General features: G+C 35.8%; 15 protein-coding genes. 6 read left to right on the forward strand and 9 right to left on the reverse strand.

Translation table 11 applies throughout. The annotated features are described in order from the left end of the window. Positions 1-25: 25 nt before the first annotated feature. The 3 genes from ISP71_04795 (at position 26) to yidC (ending at position 5,789) form a co-directional block, all read left to right on the forward strand. Complete coding sequence (locus ISP71_04795; GenBank protein ID MBL6663403.1) at positions 26-2,275, forward strand: TonB-dependent receptor; 2,250 nt, start codon at positions 26-28, stop codon at positions 2,273-2,275. A 76-nt stretch (positions 2,276-2,351) separates the two neighbouring features. Beyond that, the gene (locus tag ISP71_04800) at positions 2,352-3,974 is read left to right on the forward strand and encodes a CTP synthase (protein MBL6663404.1); all 1,623 of its coding nucleotides are present in this window, start codon (positions 2,352-2,354) and stop codon (positions 3,972-3,974) included. Positions 3,975-3,977: 3 nt separating this feature from the next. Then, positions 3,978-5,789, forward strand: a complete 1,812-nt coding sequence (gene yidC, locus ISP71_04805) for a membrane protein insertase YidC (GenBank protein MBL6663405.1) — start codon at positions 3,978-3,980, stop codon at positions 5,787-5,789. A 1-nt stretch (position 5,790) separates the two neighbouring features. Here the strand turns inward: yidC and ISP71_04810 are convergent, their stop codons facing one another. Both ISP71_04810 and ISP71_04815 read right to left on the reverse strand, forming a co-directional pair. Then, a complete protein-coding gene (locus ISP71_04810; GenBank protein ID MBL6663406.1) occupies positions 5,791-6,519 on the reverse strand; it encodes a menaquinone biosynthesis protein in 729 nt (242 codons plus the stop codon). Continuing rightward, on the reverse strand, positions 6,488-7,003 hold the full coding sequence (locus ISP71_04815; protein ID MBL6663407.1) for a DUF456 domain-containing protein: 516 nt from the start codon (positions 7,001-7,003) through the stop codon (positions 6,488-6,490). Before ISP71_04815 ends, ISP71_04810 begins: the two co-directional genes overlap by 32 nt. A 105-nt stretch (positions 7,004-7,108) precedes the next feature. On the opposite strand from ISP71_04815, the gene ISP71_04820 reads away from it, so the two are divergent. Further along, positions 7,109-9,160: a T9SS type A sorting domain-containing protein gene (locus ISP71_04820; protein ID MBL6663408.1), complete on the forward strand. Its 2,052-nt coding sequence runs from the start codon at positions 7,109-7,111 to the stop codon at positions 9,158-9,160. A 106-nt stretch (positions 9,161-9,266) separates the two neighbouring features. After that, the gene (purB, locus tag ISP71_04825) at positions 9,267-10,619 is read left to right on the forward strand and encodes an adenylosuccinate lyase (GenBank protein ID MBL6663409.1); all 1,353 of its coding nucleotides are present in this window, start codon (positions 9,267-9,269) and stop codon (positions 10,617-10,619) included. On the opposite strand, the gene ISP71_04830 is transcribed toward purB, so the two are convergent. From ISP71_04830 to ISP71_04850, 5 genes are read right to left on the reverse strand one after another with little or no spacing between them, the layout of a single operon-like run. Further along, complete coding sequence (locus ISP71_04830; protein MBL6663410.1) at positions 10,616-11,170, reverse strand: hypothetical protein; 555 nt, start codon at positions 11,168-11,170, stop codon at positions 10,616-10,618. The genes purB and ISP71_04830 overlap by 4 nt on opposite strands. Positions 11,171-11,175: 5 nt before the next feature. Continuing rightward, complete coding sequence (gene lhgO / locus ISP71_04835; GenBank protein ID MBL6663411.1) at positions 11,176-12,393, reverse strand: L-2-hydroxyglutarate oxidase; 1,218 nt, start codon at positions 12,391-12,393, stop codon at positions 11,176-11,178. Continuing rightward, the gene (locus ISP71_04840) at positions 12,387-13,235 is read right to left on the reverse strand and encodes a hypothetical protein (GenBank protein MBL6663412.1); all 849 of its coding nucleotides are present in this window, start codon (positions 13,233-13,235) and stop codon (positions 12,387-12,389) included. Before ISP71_04840 ends, lhgO begins: the two co-directional genes overlap by 7 nt. Next, positions 13,228-13,767: a YceI family protein gene (locus ISP71_04845; protein MBL6663413.1), complete on the reverse strand. Its 540-nt coding sequence runs from the start codon at positions 13,765-13,767 to the stop codon at positions 13,228-13,230. Before ISP71_04845 ends, ISP71_04840 begins: the two co-directional genes overlap by 8 nt. 27 nt (positions 13,768-13,794) lie before the next feature. Continuing rightward, positions 13,795-15,099 (reverse strand): MFS transporter, encoded by a 1,305-nt coding sequence (locus tag ISP71_04850; GenBank protein MBL6663414.1) that lies wholly within the window; start codon positions 15,097-15,099, stop codon positions 13,795-13,797. A gap of 95 nt (positions 15,100-15,194) precedes the next feature. On the opposite strand from ISP71_04850, the gene ISP71_04855 reads away from it, so the two are divergent. Further along, positions 15,195-16,790 (forward strand): SulP family inorganic anion transporter, encoded by a 1,596-nt coding sequence (locus ISP71_04855; GenBank protein MBL6663415.1) that lies wholly within the window; start codon positions 15,195-15,197, stop codon positions 16,788-16,790. A 54-nt stretch (positions 16,791-16,844) separates the two neighbouring features. On the opposite strand, the gene ISP71_04860 is transcribed toward ISP71_04855, so the two are convergent. Both ISP71_04860 and ISP71_04865 read right to left on the reverse strand, forming a co-directional pair. Further along, entirely contained in the window at positions 16,845-19,832 is a 2,988-nt protein-coding gene (locus ISP71_04860; protein ID MBL6663416.1) for a fibronectin type III domain-containing protein, read from the reverse strand. A 216-nt stretch (positions 19,833-20,048) separates the two neighbouring features. Then, entirely contained in the window at positions 20,049-22,316 is a 2,268-nt protein-coding gene (locus ISP71_04865; protein MBL6663417.1) for an aconitate hydratase, read from the reverse strand. Positions 22,317-22,333: the final 17 nt, after the last annotated feature.

Here is a 22,333-nt window from a genome sequence, read left to right on the forward strand (position 1 = left end):
TACCTTTGCCCCCTCAAATTGATTGATGAAAACTAAACTAACTTTTCTACTATTACTTTTTGCTCAACTTACGCTTTTTGCTCAAAAAGGGAGTGTTAGAGGCTTCGTATATGACAAAGAAAACGGAGAGCCCATTATGTTCTGTAATGTAATTTTAGAAGGTAAGTCGATAGGAGCATCTACGGACGTTAATGGTTTTTTTAATATCACCAATGTACCCTTAGGAAATCACACTTTATTCGTGACCTATGTAGGTTACGACACCCTACGTCAAGCAATCAACATAAAAGATAATCAAATACTTAACCAAAAGTTAGAAATTTCACCGTCATCGGTACAGATAAAAACCGTCACCGTATCTGCCGATAAACTAGAAATGAAAACTGAAGTCAAGGTATCAGTCACCAAGATTACCCCAAAAGATATTAAGTTAATTCCTGCAATTGGAGGCGAACCCGATTTGGCCCAATACTTACAGGTATTACCTGGAGTGGTATTTACTGGCGACCAAGGAGGACAACTATACATCAGAGGAGGTTCTCCCATACAAAACAAGGTTTTACTTGATGGTATGATTGTTTACAATCCCTTTCACTCTATTGGTTTATTCTCCGTGTTTGATACAGATTTAATACGAAATGCTGACATATATACTGGAGGCTTTGGAGCACAATATGGTGGACGTATTTCTTCCATTATGGATATCACTACCAAAGACGGTAATAAAAATAGATTGGCTGGAAAAGTATCAACCAATAGCTTTGGTAGTAAGCTAATGCTAGAAGGTCCATTCTTTAAAAAAGGTGGCAATGCATCTTTCATACTTTCAGCCAAAACATCTTATCTTGATAAAAGCTCAAAACTACTTTACACCTATATAGATACGGCTGGTTTGCCATACAGTTATACCGATTTGTACGGTAAAATTTCTGTCAATAGTAGTAGCGGAAGTAAATGGAGCATGTTTGGCTATAACTACAGAGACAAAGTAAGTTATAGAGACGTATCCAATTTAGGTTGGAATTCAGGGGGTATCGGTAGCAGCTTTATACTTGTACCCTCAGGAACTTCAACAATAATAGAAGGTACATTTGCTTATTCTTCTTATCTCATTCGTCTGGAAGAAGCCGTATTAAACCCTAGACAAAGTGGCGTTAATGGCTTTAACTTAGGGTTGAACTTTACGAGCTTTAATAACGAAAATGAATTGCAATATGGACTTGAAGTTTTAGGCTATCAAACTGATTTTGACTTCACCAATGCTACAGGTTTAAAAACAGAGCAAAAAGAAAATTCAACTGAGCTATCGGGTTTTCTAAGATATAAAATCAAAACCCAAAAGCTCATCCTAGATCCTGGGGTTAGAATTTACAAATACAATTCTTTAGGTGCTACATTTGAACCTAGACTAGGCGCAAAATTTCTAGCTACTGACAATCTGCGTTTAAAATTAGCGGCAGGAAGATATTCTCAAAATTTAGTGAGCACCAACTCGGACCAAGATGTAGTGAACTTATTTTATGGTTTCCTTTCTGCCCCAGACAATTTACCCGATGAATTTAAAGGCGAAGAAGTCGTCAATGGATTACAATTGGCGAACCACCTAATTCTTGGCGTAGAATATGATATCTCATCAAAGATTGACTTCAACCTAGAAGGCTATATCAAAGACTTTACCCAACTGACGAACATCAACAAAGAAAAAATTACCCTATCTGACCCAGACTTTATTATAGAACAAGGATTAGCAAAAGGGGTTGATGTAGTACTAAAATATAACGACCCTAAATTCTATTTTTGGTTGGTTTACTCCCTTGGTCATATCACTAGAACAGGAGAAAATATAGAATACAACCCCCATTTCGACAGAAGACACAACCTAAACTTAGTCAGCACTTATAAGTTTGGTGCAGAAAACAATTGGAGTTTAGATGCCCGTTGGAATATCGGTTCAGGCTTTCCTTTTACCCAAACACAAGGCTTCTACCCCTCACTTGACTTTTCTGATGGCATTAATACCAACTACACATCAGAGAGTGGCGAATTAGGAATTATCTATGCTGGACTAAATCAAGGCAGATTACCTTGGTATCATCGCTTGGATATTGCATTAAAGAAACAACAGAAATTGAGTAAATACTCTACTTTCGAATGGAATGTTGGGGTTACTAATGTGTACAACAGAGAAAATATATTTTATTTCAACAGAATAGAATATAAGCGAGTTAACCAATTACCATTTATGCCTAGTGTAGGTTTGAGTTTAACTTTTTAGAAAAAATCTATTTTCATCTTAGATTTTCTTTTAATTTCGCAAACAAATAAATTTACATCAAACACCTAATTCTAAAATGAGTAAATCCTCCCCAACTAAGTATATTTTTGTTACAGGGGGAGTTACCTCTTCACTCGGAAAAGGAATTGTATCTGCCTCTCTAGGAAAATTATTAGAAGCCAGAGGTTATTCAGTAACTATTCAAAAACTAGACCCTTATATCAATGTAGATCCAGGCACTATGAATCCGTACGAGCATGGAGAATGTTTTGTAACAGATGACGGTGCAGAAACAGACTTAGATTTAGGTCATTATGAAAGATTTTTATCCACTACCACTTCTCAAGCCAATAACGTAACTACGGGAAGAATTTACCAATCTGTTATCGATAAAGAAAGACGAGGCGATTACTTAGGTAAAACCGTTCAAGTTATACCTCACATCACTAACGAGATAAAAGAACACATTCAAATTCTTGGTGAAACCGGTCAGTATGATATAGTCATCACAGAAATTGGCGGTACAGTAGGAGATATAGAGTCTTTACCATTTATAGAAGCCGTACGACAGTTAAGGTGGGAAATGGAATCTAATGCCATTAACATTCATTTGACCTTAGTACCATACCTTTCGGCAGCTGGAGAACTAAAAACAAAGCCTACTCAAAACTCAGTAAAAAAGCTAAGAGAATTGGGACTTCAACCCGACATTTTAGTTTGCCGTACTGAACACCACTTAGGCTCTGAAATTAAAAGAAAAATAGCCCAATTCTGTAATGTAGAAAGAGATGCAGTTATTGAGTCTATGGACGCTGAAAGCATATATCATGTGCCTTTACTTATGCAATCAGAAATGCTAGATAAAGTAGCACTAAGAAAGCTAGGGCTAAAAGACGAAACCAATGTTTCTTTACACTTCTGGAACGACTTTTTAACACGACTAAAAAATCCTAATTCAGAAGTGAAAATTGCTGTTATAGGCAAATATGTCGAACTTCAAGACGCTTACAAATCCATTGCCGAGGCATTCACTCATAGTGGAGCTGCTAATCAGTGTAAAGTCAAGGTATCTTGGTTACAATCCGAAGATATTAATCCCTCTAATGCTAAAGAAAAACTAGAGCAATATGATGGAATATTAGTAGCACCAGGTTTTGGCGATAGGGGTATTGAAGGAAAAATTGAGGCTATTAAATATGCTAGGACTGAAAAAGTGCCATTCTTAGGTATTTGTCTAGGAATGCAATGCGCAGTAATAGAATATGCTAGAAACGTACTGAATTTAGCAGATGCTCATACCACAGAAATTAACCCCAATACATCAAACCCTGTTATTGATTTGATGGATCATCAAAAAAAGGTGACCGATAAAGGAGGCACTATGCGTTTGGGGGCTTATTCATGTCAAGTTGAGGAAGACTCAAAAGCTTTTGAGTGTTATCAAAAAATAAATATCAAAGAACGACACAGGCATCGTTATGAATTCAATAACGATTATAAAGAAAAACTTGAGTCGGCAGGTATGAAAACTACTGGATTAAATCCTGAATCTAATCTTGTTGAAATTATAGAAGTTGCTGAACACCCATGGTTTGTTGGTGTCCAATTTCACCCAGAATACAAGAGTACCGTAGCAAGTCCACAACCCCTATTCGTAGGATTTATCGGTGCAGCAATAACCTATTCAAAACATCACTAAACAATGGACAGAAATTCCATAACAGGCGTCATTTTAATTGTACTAATAGTAGTTGGCTACAATGCCCTATTCCCACCAGTAATTGAAGTTGAAGCAGAAACATCTGACAACAACAACACTACTGTTATTGTAGAAGAAGCCACTGTTAATGAAGAAACGAATACTATTATTGTTTCAGACACTACTGAACTCAATGATTTACACCAACGTACATTTGGTGTATTTGCTCCGTCGGCACAGGGTAGCGATGAAGACATCGTTATTGAAAATGATGTTTTGAAATTATCCATTTCACCTAAAGGAGGACGAATAGTTTCTGCTATTTTGAAAGATTATCAAACTACTGATTCTTTACCCCTAAATCTTGTCGATAGAGATTCTTCGGCCTTTAACATCACATTCTTTTCTGAAGGAAATCGTATTATAAATACCCAAGACTTATATTTCAAATCAGTAGATAAATCAGACCGTTCTGTCGCTATGCGTATGATGGCGTCTAATGGTGGATATTTGGAATACGTTTACCAACTCAATGACGGCGATTACATGATGGACTTCAATGTAAATACTGTTGGTTTAGAGAAAATTATCCCTTCCAATCGCAATGATTTAGAGTTAAAATGGTCTATCAATTTGCCTAGTACTGAAAAGAGTATAGAAAATGAAAGAATGTATTCTACAGTTTACTACAAATACCTCAACGACGAAGTAGATTACCTTTCAGAAACTAAAGATGATGAGGAAAGTTTAGAAGGAAAAGCCCAATGGATTGGACTTAAACACCAATTCTTTAGCTCAGTACTTATCAATAATGACGGTTTCGAAAAACCGACTTCAGTAAAAACCACAACTAAAGAAAGTTCGACAAATTTTGTGAAAAATCTTGAGGTAGAAACTCAACTGGCATACAATCATAATTCTAGAGAAAGTATACCCTTAAAATTGTACTTAGGTCCTAACCACTACGAAACACTTTCAGCCTATAATATGGATTTGGAAAGAATGATACCTTTAGGTTGGGGTATCTTCAGATGGGTTAATAAATATGCTGTTATTCCTATTTTTAATTGGTTAGACAACAGTATAACCAATTACGGTATCATCATTTTAATAATGACTTTCATCATTAAGATGGCTCTAGCACCATTTACATTGAAGGCTTACAAATCACAAGCTAAAATGAAGGTTCTAAAACCTGAAATTGATAAAATTACCGAAAAGCATAAAGATAAAGATCCGATGAAAGCGCAACAAGCTACTATGGCACTTTACAAAAAAGCTGGAGTTAACCCTCTTGGAGGTTGTATCCCCATGCTATTACAGATGCCTATTTTATTTGCATTGTTCCGTTTCTTCCCTGCTAGTATAGAACTTCGTCAAAAATCCTTTTTGTGGGCAACGGATTTATCCACTTACGATTCGGTTCTTGATTTACCGTTTGAGATTCCGTTTTATGGCGACCATGTTAGTTTGTTTACTCTACTTATGACTATTTCTACATTGTTATATACCAGAATGAATAGTCAGATGAGTGGACCACAAATGGCACAAATGAAGTGGATGATGTACCTCATGCCAATCATGTTCTTGGGCTTCTTCAACAACTATGCTGCTGGATTGAGTTATTACTATTTCCTAGCCAATATGGTAACCTTTGGACAGCAATTTGTAATGAGAAAATATTTCATTAACGAAGATGAAATTTTGGCTCAAATAGAGAATAACAAGAAAAAGCCTGTTAAGAAATCTAAATTCCAAAAGCGTTTGGAAGATATGGCTAAGAAACAACAAGAAGCTGCCAATAAAAGAAGGTAGTTTAGGAGATTAAATCTAAGAACATCTGCATCGATTTTCTTTTCTCATCAGTCAAATCGTAATTTATCACTTCAGTGAGGTATTTCGTTTTATCAATTTGAGTATCAAAATCTTCTGACTTTTCTGATAAAGCTAAGTCTAAATTAGAAATACCGTATTGTAAAGCAGAAGAAAAGGCTTTTTTGAAAGACGAATCTAAAGGTTTATTACTCACCCAACAGGCAAAGACAAAAGGCAATCCACTGAATTTTTTCCATTCTTCAGATAAATCATAAACAAATGGAAAACTATCTCTGTAATTGTAAGCCCTATCTCCTATTATGACACCAGCCGTATTACCCTGAATATTGGACTCGAAATCTACATCTGATTTTTTAAACTTAGGCTGTATTTTCCAAAAGTGTTTGGATAATAATTGAACGAGTGCATTTGAAGTCCGTGAATGATAATCCAACAATATGGTATCAATCTGTTCTAAAGGCACTTCACTAAATAAGCAAACAGTCTGCACAGCCCCATCAGAAGAAATACAATAAGGACTTACTACATCAGCATAATCTAAAGTAGGAATAACTGCAATAGGCAATAAGGCTAAGTCCACCTCATTATTTTGTAACTTTTGCCCACATACCGAAGGAATTTCTAGTGATAAATCTACTTCTATACCACTATTTTCTAAACCATAAACAAATGGAATACTATTTAAGTACGAAACTGAACAAACTTTCAAAATATACTTGTATTGTTAAATAAAATTCTCGAATGAGATAAAAGCAAACGACTAACTTTAGAACTAAACCGCCAATGAAACCAATCAAGGCTCCAGATGAAATTTTAATGACTTTAATAATATCGTCTTTTTCGTCCAAATAAGCACCAATTAATGCTCCAACAAAAGGACCAACTATAAAACCGAAAGGTATTGGTGCAAATATCCCAACCAATAAGCCTATCATCGTTCCATTAACTGCTTTTTTAGTCCCTCCGAATTTTTTGACACCATAAATCTGTAACCAAAAATCAGCGATAGTTACTAAAACTACTATGCCTGCCCACTGCCAAAGAAAATCATCTGAACATTTGTAATCTGTAAAAGCAGTTAGAATTAATAAAGCAATATATGCTAGTGGAGGACCAGGAACAACAGGAACAAAACAACCTAATAAGCCAAGTAAAAGTAAAATGGCACAAATAATGATAATTAGAGTTGTCATGGTGCAAAAATACGAATTTACAATCGTAAAAATCACAAATTAAAGCTGCTTATATGACTATATTTTATTAAACTTGCTAAGCTAATAACCAGTCTAAAATTTACAATGAAAAAAATAGCATTACTATTGAGTCTATTTTCTGTTTTCACAGTCAATGCTCAATTCAGTTTTACAGATGATTTTGAAAGTTATGCTGTTGGCGACTACATCGCTGCAGCAGACACCCTTTGGGTAGTATGGCCCGCTGCAGGTGCTCAAGACGTTCAAGTTACCGATAACAATGCCTTTAGTGGCTCAAACTCTATTTACCTAAATTCTACTGCAGCTACAGGTGGCGGCCCACAAGATGTAGTACTAGAATTTGGAGAACTTTTTGATGAAGGTGAATTTATGCTTTCTGCAAACTTTTATGTCAATAATAATACAGGAGGGTATTTCAATTTTCAAGCTGAAACTACTATTGGAGAAACATGGTCTATGGACTGCTTTATGAATGATGACGGCAGCATAGAGTTTTCAACAGGTGGTGGTGGCACTGTATTTCTAGAAAGCACTTACCCTTTTGATACTTGGTTTAACATAACAATGAATATAAACTTGACCTTAAATCAGTGGCAAGTTATGATTGATAATCAAGTAGTCGGTACTTTTGAAAACACGATTAATCAAGTCGCCTCATTAAATTTATACCCTCTTAGTGGAAATCAATATTACATCGACGACGTTAGTGTATCGCACGAGCCATTCAACCCTGTTGGAATTAATGCTATTCTTTCAGATTTAAATGTTCCTAGCTACGTACAATTTCCTGCTGATGTTGATATTTCTGGTACAGTATTAAACTATGGAGCTGAAACGATAGAATCTATGGATATCGTATGGACGGATGGAACAAATACATATACGGATAATATCACTGGCGTATCAATAGCAACTCTTGAAACCTATGACTTCACCCATTCAGATCAATTATCTTTTGCTGGTGCTGACACAGCCAATATTACGGTTAGCATAGAAAACATTAATTCTGGTATAGATGTTGACAATAGTAACAATAGTCTAAGTGCAGAAATCTATTCGGTTGAATTTGTAACTCAACGTTTACCATTATTTGAACATTTTACATCTAATACCTGTGGGCCATGCGCTGCTTTTAACCCAGGCTTTCAGACCTTGCTAGACGCTAATGACGTTAATCTTATTGGTACTGCCAAAGTTGCATGTATTAAATATCAAGTTAATTGGCCTGGTTCAGGAGACCAATCTTACAATGAAGATGTTGGCACTCGTGTAAGTCATTACGGTGTTTCAGGTGTACCAATCGCTCATATAGACGGGAATTCAACCTCTAGTTCACAAGACGAAATTGATGAACATAGAAGTATGCCTTCTTTTCTAGATATTACTGCTACAGCAGTAGCAACAGATGGTACAGATTTAGCTGTTGATGTCAGTATAAGTTCATATTATGATTATCCAAATACAACAATACATATTGCAGTTGTTGAAAATGAATACAGCAATACAGCTGGTTCAAATGGTGAAACTGAATTTCATCAAGTCATGAGAAAAATGCTTCCAACGGCAAATGGCACTAGTGCCGACCTGAGTAACGGAAATACAACAACAGTTTCCGAAAGCTATACTTTCGCAATGGGTAATGTTACTCAAAATTCTTTTAGAATATGGGAAGACTTAAGTAATTGCGTGGTAGTTGTTTTTGTAGAAGATCAAGGTACTAAGCAAGTAATAGATTCTAGAATTTTTGAAATTACAGGCAATACTACCGTTACGCCAACTTGGGAATGTCAAGCAACAGGCTGTGTAGATCCTGGAACTGGCGAGGGCGAATATAGCACTCTAGCAGATTGCGAGGCACAATGCGTTTCTGATATAGCCTTTTGGAATGCCATTGACATTAAACTTATGCCTAATCCAGCACAAGACAATTTCTCAATAGAATTAAATCCATCATCACAAAATGTAGTTGTAAGTATTTATTCTATTACTGGCAAACGTATCAGCGAATTTGATTATGGCTCTTTACAAGGCAAACAAAGCATACCTATGAATATAAGCACTTTACAATCTGGAATTTACACCGTTAAAATTCAATTAGACAATGAAGTGTCTGTTCACAAACTAATAAAGCAATAAATCAGATTATCTATTAAATATGACAGCTCACCATTATGGTGGGCTGTTTTTATTTTATAACTTCTAAAAAGGTGTAAATTTGCAGAAAGATAACAAGCTATTCATCATGTCATTATACGCTTTAAATGCAATCTCACCAATAGATGGTCGTTACCAATCAAAAACTAAGGAACTAAGCTTCTATTATTCAGAAGCTGCTCTAATCAAATACAGACTTCGAGTAGAAGTTGAATATTTTATTTCACTTTGTGAACTACCGCTCCCACAATTAGAAAATTTTGATGCTAAGCTTTACGAACCTTTAAGGAAAATTTACCTTGAATTTAGTGATGCTGATGCTCAAGAAGTTAAAGAAATAGAATCTACAACTAATCATGATGTAAAGGCAGTAGAATATTTTTTAAAAGAACGCTTTGACCGTTTAAAAATCAGTGAATACAAGGAATTTATTCACTTTGCACTGACTTCACAAGACATCAATAATACGGCAACACCACTACTCATTAAAGAGTCGGTAGAAGAAATTTTTCTGCCCAACTATTTTCAAATGATGGAAAAACTAATAGAACTAAAAGACGAATGGGCAAATATTCCGCTTTTGGCAAGAACACATGGTCAAGCTGCCTCGCCAACTCTTTTAGGAAAAGAGATTAGGGTGTTTATCGAGCGTCTTGAACGTCAAATGAGCTTATTGAATTTAGTGCCATTTTCTGCTAAATTTGGTGGTGCAACAGGTAATTTCAACGCTCACCACATTGCCTACCCAGAAGTGGATTGGGTTGCTTTTTCCAATGAATTTGTGGAAGAAACATTGGGGCTAGATCGTTCTCAGGTGACTACTCAAATTGAACATTACGACAACCTAGCAGCACTTTTTGATAACTTCAAAAGAATTAACACCATTCTTATCGATTTAAGTCGAGATATATGGACTTATATTTCTATGAATTATTTCAAACAAAAAATAAAAAAGGGCGAAGTAGGCTCATCAGCTATGCCACACAAGGTTAATCCTATAGACTTTGAAAACGCTGAAGGAAATCTAGGAATAGCAAATGCAATTTATGAGCATCTATCGGCAAAATTACCTATATCAAGATTACAAAGGGATTTAACTGATTCAACGGTACTTAGAAATGTAGGTGTGCCTATGGCACATTCTATCTTAGGCTTTAAATCGATATTAAAAGGTTTGAATAAACTCATCTTGAACGAAGAAGCTATCCGTGCCGATTTAGATGATAATTGGGCTGTAGTCGCAGAAGCTATTCAAACTATTTTGAGAAAAGAAGGCTACCCAAAACCTTATGAAGCTCTTAAGGCTTTAACTAGAACAAACGGCTTAATAGAACAGCCTACACTAAGTAATTTTATTGACACTTTACAGGTTAGTGATGAGTTGAAAGCCTATCTGAAAAGCATAACACCTTTCAACTATACTGGAATAGAAAAACTCTAGTCTTCTATAACCTTATATTTCGATAGATAATCCGACCAATTCCAAATGAAGTTACTCATTAGGTCAGTCAATTCTTGTAGGAAAACAGGATTAGGTTCATTCTGATTTTTCAGAAGTTCTCCTTGATATTCGTTTAAATTATATTTGACAAAAATACTTTTTGCCATAGCTTTTTCTATGCTAATATCATCGCTGTATTGCTCTTTGAAGAAATTTTCATAATCGATAAACATATCTCTTACAACATCTTCTTCCAAATCAAGGTATTGAATAAGCTCATTGAGACTAGCATGGTGTAGGTGATGTACTGTGGAGTCTTCAAAGAAATCAGACAAATAATGATTATTAGCGGCAAAAACAATCATCAAAAACCAATTGGCATCTTCCATTTTAAGGTTAGGTGATTCTTCGAATTTTCTGTTATCATTAACAAATTCAATGATTTCTGAAAAACCTAAATCGATAACCTCAAAGAGTGTCCTAGAATATATCGAGGCTAAATCCTTGACGGTAATTTTTTCTTTCTTACTAAAGCCAAATATTTTTAACATTGTTGCTAAGGTAAACTAAAATTTTTCTTTGCGACTGCCATTACTTCATCCCCTATCGCCAAACAGGCAGTCGCTGCTGGTGAAGGTGCATTCAAAACGTGGATACTATTGCCTTTACACTCTATTTTAAAGTCGTCAAACACTTCGCCGTCTTGTCCTAATGCCATAGCTCGGACACCACTTCTTCCGACAACAATATCGTCCATTTTTAACGAAGGTATTAATCTATTTAATTCTTTCAAAAATAATCTCTTAGAAAATGCTCTTTTATATTCATTTAATCCAAAACGCCAATGTTTAAAGAATAATTTCCACGTTCCTTTATACATTAAGGCTTCTAAAGTGTCTTTTAAATTAAAGTCAGTTTTACCATAGCCTTCCCGTTTGAAAGTAAATACAGCATTAGGGCCACACTCAATGCTACCATCTACCATTCTAGTAAAATGCACACCTAAAAAGGGGAATTCTGGATTGGGAACTGGATATATCAGGTTATTAACTTTGGACTTGCCCTTTTCACTTAAATCGTAGTAATCGCCCCTAAAACCTACTATGCGTACATTTGAATGAACTTGGTCTTTTTGAGCTAACCTATCTGAAAACAAACCACCACAAAGGATTTTTTTATCCGACTTATATTGTCCTTTAGTAGTATTAATAAGTCCACCATCAGAAAAAGATTTGACTTCACAAGAATAGATGATTTGACTGTTTGGGTTTATGTCTGTTATAAGTTCTGCTAGTTTATTGGTCACACCGACAAAATCAATAATACCAGATTCGGGCACCCACAAGGCAGCAATACCTTCAACATAAGGCTCTATTTCTTTCAAGCGAACAGCATCTATCTTCTCTATACCTTCTAAGCCATTTGCCTTACCCGTTTCACAAATTTTATCTAATCGTTCTTCTTCATCTGGATTTACGGCTACGACTACTTTACCACAAACATCGTGTTTGATGTTGTATTTTTTAGCAAATTCAACTAATTGCTTTCTACCATTAACACAGTTTTTAGCTCGGAAAGAACCGGGTCTATAATATAAACCTGAATGAATAACCCCTGAATTTCTACCCGTTTGATGAGTAGCTAAGCTTTGTTCTTTTTCAAAGACCACTATATTGAGTTGTGGATATTCGACTTGAAGTTTGTAGGCGCAAGATAAACCTACTATACCTCCTCCTACTATTGCAAAGTCAAAACTATTGCTTGTTTTTACCATGAAAATACTCTTGAAATATTAAACCCAAAGTAGATATCCCCTTCTAGCCATTGACCAGTAGTTTGTGTTAAAAAAGCCTGTTCGTTCATTCCACGTGAATTGCTTAAATGTAAGGAAAAGACATGTCCTCCTGTTTCTATATCAACACCTAAAGACAACATATTTTGATGTAATTCAGTCATTGTGCTTAGAGCATAGAAATACTCGCCATTGACCGATATTTTTTTAGAGACTTTATAACGTCCTCCTGCGCCTATAAACAAAGGGTCGGCAGATGTACCAGCTGAATAGCGATTGAGGTGAATATGGGTAGGCAACAATACCAAAGAAAGGTCTGAATTGAATTTTCGTGCTATAATGAGTTGGTTACTGAAGCTAAATTGATTGAGTAAGTCATAATCGGTTTGCAGCCTATCATTTTCTGAAGGGTGGGCAAAAAACATAGCCGAATAAGCCGATAATACTACTGGGCATTTGTTCGTTTGCTGTAAGATATTAAGTTTAGCTGAAGCATCAAACTGCTTAGCATTAGAGCTTCGTCCCAGAGCTAGAGCTAGACGTTCTGAAACGCCATAATCCAAACCAAATCTGACGTGAGAATTATCGATACCCCATAAATTATAGAAGCCCGAGTTGAGTGTGCCAAAACGGTGTTGAATTAAAAATTTAAATTCTCCTTCGGAAGTCTGTTTAGAAGATTGGGCGTTGACAATTCTGTTGTCCTTAAAAATGGAAGTTGTTAGTTGCACTTCCTTGTCATCGCTTTCTAACATACTCAGTAAGTCTTGAGCATAAGTTGACTGAAAACTGATAAAAATTACAAATACTAAAAATCTATTCATCGGTTCTGTTTTGAAGTTTCATATCAACCACTACTTGTATGACTTCTGCAATTTTATACATCATAATTTTGGGAATATCAATATCGTAGTCCTCAAGAGCAACATCAAAAGTAGAAGTTATATACAAATCCTCATTTATCATTTGAGCAGTAGCTTTCATTTGAGCTTCTTTACTAATGCCATGCATGGCAAGACTTCCATTTACCACAAGATTTTGCTTAGTACTCAAATCTAAATTAGAAAAATCATCTATGATTCCCGTAAAAGTAGATAAAGGATACTTCTCACTTTCTAAATAACTTTCATTGAAATGTTCTTGCATAAGCGAATTAGGAAAAGTAAAGTCTTCTATTTTCAGTCGAAAAGCAAAACCACCTGTTTGGCTATCAATAATGGCCGAAACATCTTCATTTATAGCCGATATATTTTCTATGGGTGCTTCAGAAAAGAAACTGACGTTTCCTTTTTTAGTATAATATTGCTGTGCTATAAGCTGAGTGCTGAACAGTAAACAAATCAAGATTAATCGCATACAACAAAGATAGTAATTTAGTGGGGTTTATAGACGCTTCATCAACTTGTATCCTACAAAGAATAAAATAAAAATTACAATAAGTCCAGCTTGTTGTGTGTCAAAATAACGTGTTGCCAAACCAAACAAAAAAGGCCCTACAAAAGCTGTCATTTTTCCTGAAAAGGCATAAAACCCAAAAAATTCATTTCTTTTTTCTGCTGGAGTAAGACGAGCCATATAGGTTCTACTTGCCGATTGATTAGGTCCAGAAAAGAGACCGATTAGAATAGCCGCCATCCAAAATAAATTTTTGGCATTGAACCAATCGGGAATGGCATTTCCTCCAAAAATAAATTGGAATAAGCCAGGCAATTCAGGTGCTAAAAAGGCTATAAGACAGGCTATCATAAGAAAAACTATACTCCACAAAATCACTTTCTCACTGCCTTTACCATCTTCTAAATAACCAAATACAAAAGCTCCAATTCCTGCCATAACATTCAGTACAATACCTAGAATAATGATTTCTTCAAAGCTAAAGCCTATGGTAGTAGCGGCATAGATACCTCCAAAAGCAAAAATGGTTATCAAAGCATCGTTATACACCAGACGAGCCAACAAAAAATGAAATATTTTTCTGTATGAAGAAAGTTCTTTAAATGTGGTTTTTAGGTTAACAAAAGAATTTTTTACCACAAGTGACAAAGGCTTTTTGCTTGAATTGTGCTTATCCTTAATCCAAACAAAAATAGGTAAACTAAAAATCAAAAACCATAAGGCTACAAGTAAATTGGTAGCCCTTATATTTTCTCCATTTTCTGTACTAAAGCCCAAAACAGGCTGTTCTGTTTGCACAAAAAATACCAATGCCAACACCAAAGCTATTAAGCCACCAACATAGCCTAAGCCCCATGCCATTCCAGATACCTTACCTATCCGTTTCTCTGAGCTCAATTCTGCTAAGTAAGCATTACAAAATACTGTACCTATCTCAAAAGCAATGTTAGCTATAATGAACAGCGCAAGAGCCGAAAGAACTTGTCCTTGCTGGGGAAAAAACAAAAGTGCAGTCGCTGTAACACAGACCAAAGTACTCACCAACATGATTCGTTTTCTAGAGCCCCAGTTGTCAGCAATAGCTCCTAAAATTGGAGAACACAAAGCTACTACGATAGCTGTAAAAGAAATGGCCCAAGACCAATATTGCGTGCCTAAAATTTCATTATCAGCTATAGATTTGGTAAAAAAAGTACCGTATATGAAAGTCACTACCAAAGTAGTGAAGGCAGAGTTTGCAAAATCGTACATAGCCCAAGACCATATTTGTCGTTTATCGTCCTTTTGTATCATTTTCCGAAAGTACAATTAATTATTATGATAATTAAATGCAATAAAGCACTCCTTTTTCTTCGAATAACTTACTTTTGCCGACTTAAATTATACAAATGATTTCACTTAAAAATTTCAAATTCATTGACAGAACTAATGGCAGTATTAAAGACGATATTCTATCTGGTCTTACTGTAGCTTTAGCTCTAGTCCCTGAGGCTGTCGCCTTTGCTTTTGTGGCAGGTATTTCTCCAATAGTTGGATTGTATGGTGCCTTTATGATGGGCTTAGTTACCTCTATTTTTGGAGGCAGACCTGGAATGATATCAGGGGCAACTGGAGCTTTAGCGGTGGTTATGGTTCACTTAGTTAGTGAGGGCAATAGCTTAGGCGGTGACAGTTCTATGGGCTTACAGTATTTGTTTGCCACACTCATATTAGCTGGTATTATTCAAACTGCCGCCGGACTATTTAGATTAGGGAAGTTTGTACGTATGATACCTCACTCCGTGATGTTAGGATTCGTTAACGGATTAGCTATAGTAATTTTCTTATCACAACTGGGAATGTTCAAAAGCAATGGGCAGTGGCTAGAAGGTCAAGATTTGATTTACATGATAGCTTTGGTTACTCTGACAATGGCTATTATGGTTTTTCTTCCTATGATAACTAAAAAAGTACCTGCTGCTTTGACTGCCATTATTGTAGTTTCTTTGATTGTTATTTTCGGTGGTATAGAAACTGAAACCGTCAAATCTTTTATTGTTGCTAGTGGTGGAGAAGGTATCAAAGCTGGTTTGCCAACATTTAATATTCCTTTAATTGATTTGAATTGGGAAACTTTAAAATTCATTAGCCCCTATGCTTTAATTCTAGCGGCTATTGGTTTGATAGAATCATTGATGACGCTAAACCTCATAGACGAATTGACCGAAACAAGAGGTAGCGGCAATAGAGAGTGTGTGGCTCAAGGTGGCGCCAATATCATCAACGGATTTTTTGGCGGTATGGGCGGTTGCGCCATGATTGGTCAAAGTATTATCAATATCAAGTCAGGAGGTAGAGGCAGACTGTCAGGGATTGTGGCAGCTTTAGCCTTGTTATGCTTCATACTTTTTGCATCGACCTACATAGAAATGGTACCTATTGCTGCTCTAGTAGGTGTTATGTTTATGGTTGTTATTGGCACCTTTGCATGGAGTAGTTTAAAGGTTTGGAACAAAGTCCCTTTAGCTGATGTTATTGTGATTGTTTTAGTAACAGGACTAACGGTTATGTTTGACTTGGCTATTGCCGTACTGGCTGGTGTTATTGTATCTTCTTTAGTCTTTTCATGGGAAAATGCTAAACGCATTAGAGCACGAAAATTTGTTGATGAGCACGGCGTAAAACACTACGAAATTTATGGTCCTTTGTTCTTTGGCTGTGTAGAATTATTCAATAGTAAATTCGATGTTGCCAACGACCCAAAAGAGATTATTATTGACTTTAAAGAATCTCGTATTATGGACCAGTCGGCTATAGAGTGCATCAATAAGCTCAGTGAAAAATATTTGAAAAACAATAAAAGTGTACACCTTAGACACCTTTCAAAAGACTGTATAGCACTAATAAAAAGGGCTGACAAAATATGCGATGTTAACGTCTTAGAAGACCCCGATTATTTCGTGGCTATAGATAATTACAGAACTCTATTAAAGGACAAACAATAAAAAAGTAGGAGTGAAAACTCCTACTTTTTTATTGCATTAAGTAATCTTAGGTTATTACTCAATAACAATCCTTGTCTTTAACGATTGTGTTGGACTAGATAAATCCATAATATAAATTCCTTTATTGACATTAGCCAAGTCAATGCTATTAGTTATACTTATTAGCTGTTGCTGATGAACAATTTGTCCTAAGGCATTACTAATGGTAAGGTTCAACTGACTTTGAGGTTTATCACTCAACTCAAGAGTAAATTGTCCATTGTTAGGGTTTGGATAAACTTTGATATCCGACTTGCTAAACTGACTTATGGAAACTTGACCAGTATCTAAAGATGATACAGTAATACACTCGGTTGTTTTTGTACAATTACCGATGGTAATTTGACAAGCGTAATCATTAAGAGCAGTAGCTGTATATTGTCTCGAAGTAGCTCCACTGATTGGAGATAAATCCGAACAATTAAGCCATTGATAAGTTGCCGCAGGGTCAGTTTCATTTGAACTTAAAAAGATATTTTGAGTTTGACCTAACATCAAGTCCACATACATTATAGAAAGGTTAGTTTCAACTATACTATCACAATTAAACATATCTTGAATAGTATCTATATATGTACCAGTTTGAGTATATATATTTCCATTAGCCGATATAAAGGTGTCACATTCTAATACGTTAACTGAAGTTAAAGAGGTAGAGTTTACAGTTAGATTAATGGTGTAAATACTATCACACATAGTATTACTTATTGTATCTGTATAAACACCTGTTTGAGTATATACATTTCCTGAAATAGGTGAAGTATAGCTATTGCATACTGTATCAGTCAATACTAAGTGTTGAGTACATTTTTTGACTTTAAAATTGTCAATGTAGAAATTAAAATCATTTCCGCTTTGTGTACTTTCAGCATAGAAAGCAAATTTTACCAGAGAAGAATAAGAAGATAAATCATAAACTTGGTGTGTTGATGTATTTGGTATGCCTGTAGTAGATGTCCAAACATCTAAACTATTTTGCTTACTCCAAGTTATGCCATTATCAGTAGAAATTAATACTCTTACTGTATCATCAACTCCAATCTCTGCAGGACCAACTCCACTATAAGCCGTTCCAATTATATCAAACTCTAATTGAAAATTCTGACCGTTATTACCTAAATCAATAGATGGTGAAATTAGCCATTCTTTAATATTAGACCCAAATAAATTTACTTTAGCTGACATAGAATTTAACGCATTATTACCAAAAAAATCACTTGTCCAAATAGCATCATGAAATGATAAATTCGTGCTATCTGAAATTAAGCCTTTAGCTTCGACCCAACAATCTGGTGCTATTACATCAAAAGTCTGTAATTGTGTTGGTGCTATAAAATTTTCACATAATGTTGTAAAGGCAATAGGACCAGACCATAAACTGGTATCACCATCATCACAAAAACTACTCACATAAAATTCATAATCGGTATTTGGCGATAAATCTGTAACAATTAATGTATCGTTAATTACATTTACAATATTAGCCGTGTCTTGAGTAAAACCGACCACACCATATTCGACAAAATAAAGTGAATCTGCTCCGGTCCAACTAATAGTCCCACTAGTTTGTTCAATATTGGAAACAGAAAGAAGTGTTGGTTGTGGACATGGTGGTTTAGAACTAATTAAAAAATTATCAATAAAGAAATCTAAATCACTCGCAGTCGTACTAGAAAAAACATAAAATGCCAATTTAACTAAACCGGTATAGTCACTCAAATCAATTACAATCTCTTCACCACTATTGGATAAAGAAACCCCTTCATGCCACTGGTAAAGTATATCGTTCTGACTCCAAGTTATTCCATTATCAGTTGAAATCACTACAAAAACTGAATCATCTGCATCAAAAGTTCCTGAATTAGAAATGTTATATTGTGTAAGAGCTGCATCAAACGATAATTGAAAGTCTGTTGAAGAATTACCTAAATCAATTGTTGGCGAAATAAGCCATTCTTTAGTATTTGAGTATAAATTTGTTTTTATCGCTCCTGTACCTAAATAACCACCTGAATTTGCAAAGCCTGTTTCAACCCATAAATTCGAAACACTTTCAAATGCAGTAGAATCAGAAATCTGTCCTTTATTCATTTCCCAACATAAAAGTGGGAAGTCTGTAAATTCTTGTAAATAATCTGGCATATAAATTCCACAAGCCGTTGTAAATGAAAGTGGACCTGTCCAAGCACTCGTATCACCAACACCACAAATCTCTCTTACATAAATACGATAATTTGTTGCTGACAATAAAGTATCAACTGATACAGAATCTAGTTGTGTTGAGAAGACGTTTCCTTGTCCTAAAGGCAATCCATCTTCACCTAAATCAACTTCAAAATCGAAATTATTACCATTCCAACTGAAAGCTACAAAATTAGAGTTTATACTATCAACAACTAAATTACTTGGTTGTGGACACGATTGAGAAATACCAAAAAAGGTTATATCAGAAAAGGCATTGATATTATTACCGTCAGTAATTGTATATGGATCAATTGGACCTAAATCTGTTGCAAATCCACGAGACCTACTATTTGGCGTATTTGTACAATAAAATCTATCCAACGAACCATTATATCCAAGAGTTTTTTCCAGTACAGCTATTACAAGGTTTTGATTGCCATCATAAAAGAAGGCATTGTCGAAGGGAATATAAACTGTGTCATTAGTAATGCTAATTTGACCATCAAAAACGGTATCTAATAAAGCAGCATTAATCCATTCAAATCCAAATTCTGATAATGGAGTATAGCCTACAAGAACTAACCAATCGTTTGAACTAAAAAGATTAGTTCCGGATAATGTTCTAAAACAAATAGAGTCAATACTTCCAGAAGTGTTAATTTCATCAGCCAAATAAATGGTTTGAGAGTATGAATAAGTGTAATAAGCATCTATTGGAAGAGGCGAGTTTGTATTATCAGCAACTCCCAAACTGACTTGTGAGAATACTTGCGATATGTTAGCTAACATACCAACTAAAAAGAATAACGTTTTTTTCATAGCTATAAAGATTTTTTAATTTGAATCAAAGATTAACAATTTTTTTTGAATCTACCCCCCCCCCCGTATTTCGATGAAATACGGGTTTTTAACGACAAAACAGAATAATTAACGATAAACGGATTTTAAAGGTTTTTTTTTATTCTACTTTAAGTTTACTAAAACTAAAAAAGCCCTTCATTTTGAAGGGCTTTTTTTTTGTATTTGTAAAATTGTTTAAGCATTTTGCTCACGAATTAAATTCAAGGCCGAACCGGCTTTAAACCAGTCAATTTGCTGAGCATTATAAGTGTGGTTCAAAACAACATTATCAGTAGAACCATCGGCATGAACAACTTCTAAAGTTAGGGTTTTGTTGGGTGCAAATTCGGATAAATCTACAAAGTTAAAAGTGTCATCTTCTCTAATCAAATCGTAATCGCTTTCATTAGCGAAAGTTAAGCCTAACATCCCTTGCTTTTTCAAATTGGTCTCGTGAATTCTAGCAAAAGATTTTACAATGACTGCTCTAACCCCCAAATGACGAGGCTCCATAGCGGCATGCTCTCGTGAGGAACCTTCACCATAATTGTGGTCACCTACTACAATAGTATCTACACCTGCAGCCTTATAAGCTCGTGCTACATTAGGCACTTCGTCCTTACTACCATCTAATTGATTGACTACACTATTAGTAGCACCTCCAAAAGCATTAACTGCTCCAATTAAGCAATTGTTAGAAATGTTATCTAAATGTCCTCTAAACCTTAACCAAGGTCCTGCCATAGAAATATGATCGGTAGTGCATTTGCCTTCTGCCTTGATTAATAGTTTAGCATGGGTAATGTTGCCACCGTCCCAAGCTTTGAAAGGAGTTAATATTTGTAATCGGTTAGAGTCTTCTTTGACCACAACTTCTACTCCACTCCCATCTTGGGCTGGTGCTTGATAGCCATTGTCCTCTACATCAAAGCCCTGAGTTGGTAATTCAAGACCTGTTGGCTCTGCCAATTGTACAGACTCGCCATTTTTATTGACTAAACTATCAGTGATAGGGTTAAAATCTAATCTTCCCGAAATAGCTATTGCCGCTACCATTTCTGGCGATGCCACAAAAGCGTGGGTATTAGGATTTCCATCGGCACGTTTAGCAAAGTTTCTGTTAAACGAATGAACGATGGAATTTTTTTCTTGCTTTTCTGCACCTTCTCTGTCCCACTGACCAATACAAGGCCCACAAGCGTTAGTGAAAATACGAGTAGATTCGAATTTATTAAAAGTGTCTAAAAGTCCATCTCGTTCTGCTGTGTAGCGTACTTGCTCTGAACCCGGATTAATTCCTAAGGTAGCTTTAGGCTCAAGTCCTTTGGCTACTGCATCTTCGACAATAGAGGCCGCACGTGTCAAATCTTCATAAGATGAATTGGTACAAGAACCTATGAGCGCCCATTCTATATCTAATGGCCAATCGTTAGCCACTGCTTTTTCTTTCATCTCGGCTACTGGCGTAGCTAAATCTGGCGTAAATGGGCCATTCAAATGAGGTGTTAAGTCCGAAAGATTAATTTCAATAACTTGATCGAAATATTGCTCAGGATTAGCATAAACTTCAGCATCTCCAGTGAGGTGTTCTTTAATAGTATTGGCGGCATCTGCCACATCGTTTCTATCGGTAGCTCTAAGGTATCTTTCCATACTATCGTCGTATCCGAAAGTAGAAGTAGTAGCCCCTATCTCTGCTCCCATATTGCAAATAGTCCCTTTTCCTGTACACGATAAGGATTGTGCCCCCTCGCCAAAGTATTCTACTATACAACCTGTACCACCTTTAACAGTTAGGATACCTGCTACTTTCAAAATAACGTCTTTGGCAGAAGCCCAACCGTTTAATCTACCAGTTAGTTTTACCCCTATCAATTTAGGGAATTTTAACTCCCAAGGCATACCTGCCATCACATCCACTGCATCGGCGCCCCCAACACCAATAGCAACCATACCCAAACCACCAGCATTAACGGTGTGTGAGTCGGTTCCTATCATCATACCACCAGGGAAAGCATAATTTTCTAATACCACTTGGTGAATAATTCCAGCACCAGGCTTCCAGAATCCAATGCCGTATTTGTTACATACCGAACTCAAGAAGTTAAACACTTCATTGTTGGTATTTAAACTTTCTTGTAAATCTTTGTCTGCACCTATTTTAGCTTGAATAAGGTGGTCGGCATGGGCTGTTGAAGGCACAGCAACTTTGTCCTTACCCGCTTGCATAAATTGTAATAATGCCATCTGAGCAGTAGCATCTTGCATAGCCACTCTATCAGGTCCAAAATCAACATAATCAGCACCTCGTTCAAAGGCTTGCTCTGCCTGACCGTTCCATAGGTGTGTGTACAATATCTTTTCAGCTAAGGTCAAAGGTTTACCAACTACTGTTCTTGCTTGTGCTATGCGTTCTGGAAATTTCGCATAAACTGCTTTTATCATATCAATGTCAAATGCCATATATCTTTAATTTTTAG

Source organism: Flavobacteriales bacterium (assembly GCA_016779995.1).
Classification (GTDB): domain Bacteria; phylum Bacteroidota; class Bacteroidia; order Flavobacteriales; family UBA7312; genus UBA8444.

Bases quoted from the DNA above. Each gene is read 5' to 3' on its own strand.
- ISP71_04820 (MBL6663408.1), top strand. From the start codon at position 7,109: ATGAAAAAAATAGCATTACTATTGAGTCTATTTTCTGTTTTCACAGTC.
- ISP71_04865 (MBL6663417.1), bottom strand. From the start codon at position 22,316: ATGGCATTTGACATTGATATGATAAAAGCAGTTTATGCGAAATTTCCA.
- ISP71_04855 (MBL6663415.1), top strand. From the start codon at position 15,195: ATGATTTCACTTAAAAATTTCAAATTCATTGACAGAACTAATGGCAGT.
- ISP71_04840 (MBL6663412.1), bottom strand. From the start codon at position 13,235: ATGAATAGATTTTTAGTATTTGTAATTTTTATCAGTTTTCAGTCAACT.
- ISP71_04830 (MBL6663410.1), bottom strand. From the start codon at position 11,170: ATGTTAAAAATATTTGGCTTTAGTAAGAAAGAAAAAATTACCGTCAAG.
- ISP71_04860 (MBL6663416.1), bottom strand. From the start codon at position 19,832: ATGAAAAAAACGTTATTCTTTTTAGTTGGTATGTTAGCTAACATATCG.
- ISP71_04845 (MBL6663413.1), bottom strand. From the start codon at position 13,767: ATGCGATTAATCTTGATTTGTTTACTGTTCAGCACTCAGCTTATAGCA.
- ISP71_04850 (MBL6663414.1), bottom strand. From the start codon at position 15,099: ATGATACAAAAGGACGATAAACGACAAATATGGTCTTGGGCTATGTAC.
- purB (MBL6663409.1), top strand. From the start codon at position 9,267: ATGTCATTATACGCTTTAAATGCAATCTCACCAATAGATGGTCGTTAC.
- ISP71_04815 (MBL6663407.1), bottom strand. From the start codon at position 7,003: ATGACAACTCTAATTATCATTATTTGTGCCATTTTACTTTTACTTGGC.
- ISP71_04800 (MBL6663404.1), top strand. From the start codon at position 2,352: ATGAGTAAATCCTCCCCAACTAAGTATATTTTTGTTACAGGGGGAGTT.
- ISP71_04795 (MBL6663403.1), top strand. From the start codon at position 26: ATGAAAACTAAACTAACTTTTCTACTATTACTTTTTGCTCAACTTACG.
- yidC (MBL6663405.1), top strand. From the start codon at position 3,978: ATGGACAGAAATTCCATAACAGGCGTCATTTTAATTGTACTAATAGTA.
- lhgO (MBL6663411.1), bottom strand. From the start codon at position 12,393: ATGGTAAAAACAAGCAATAGTTTTGACTTTGCAATAGTAGGAGGAGGT.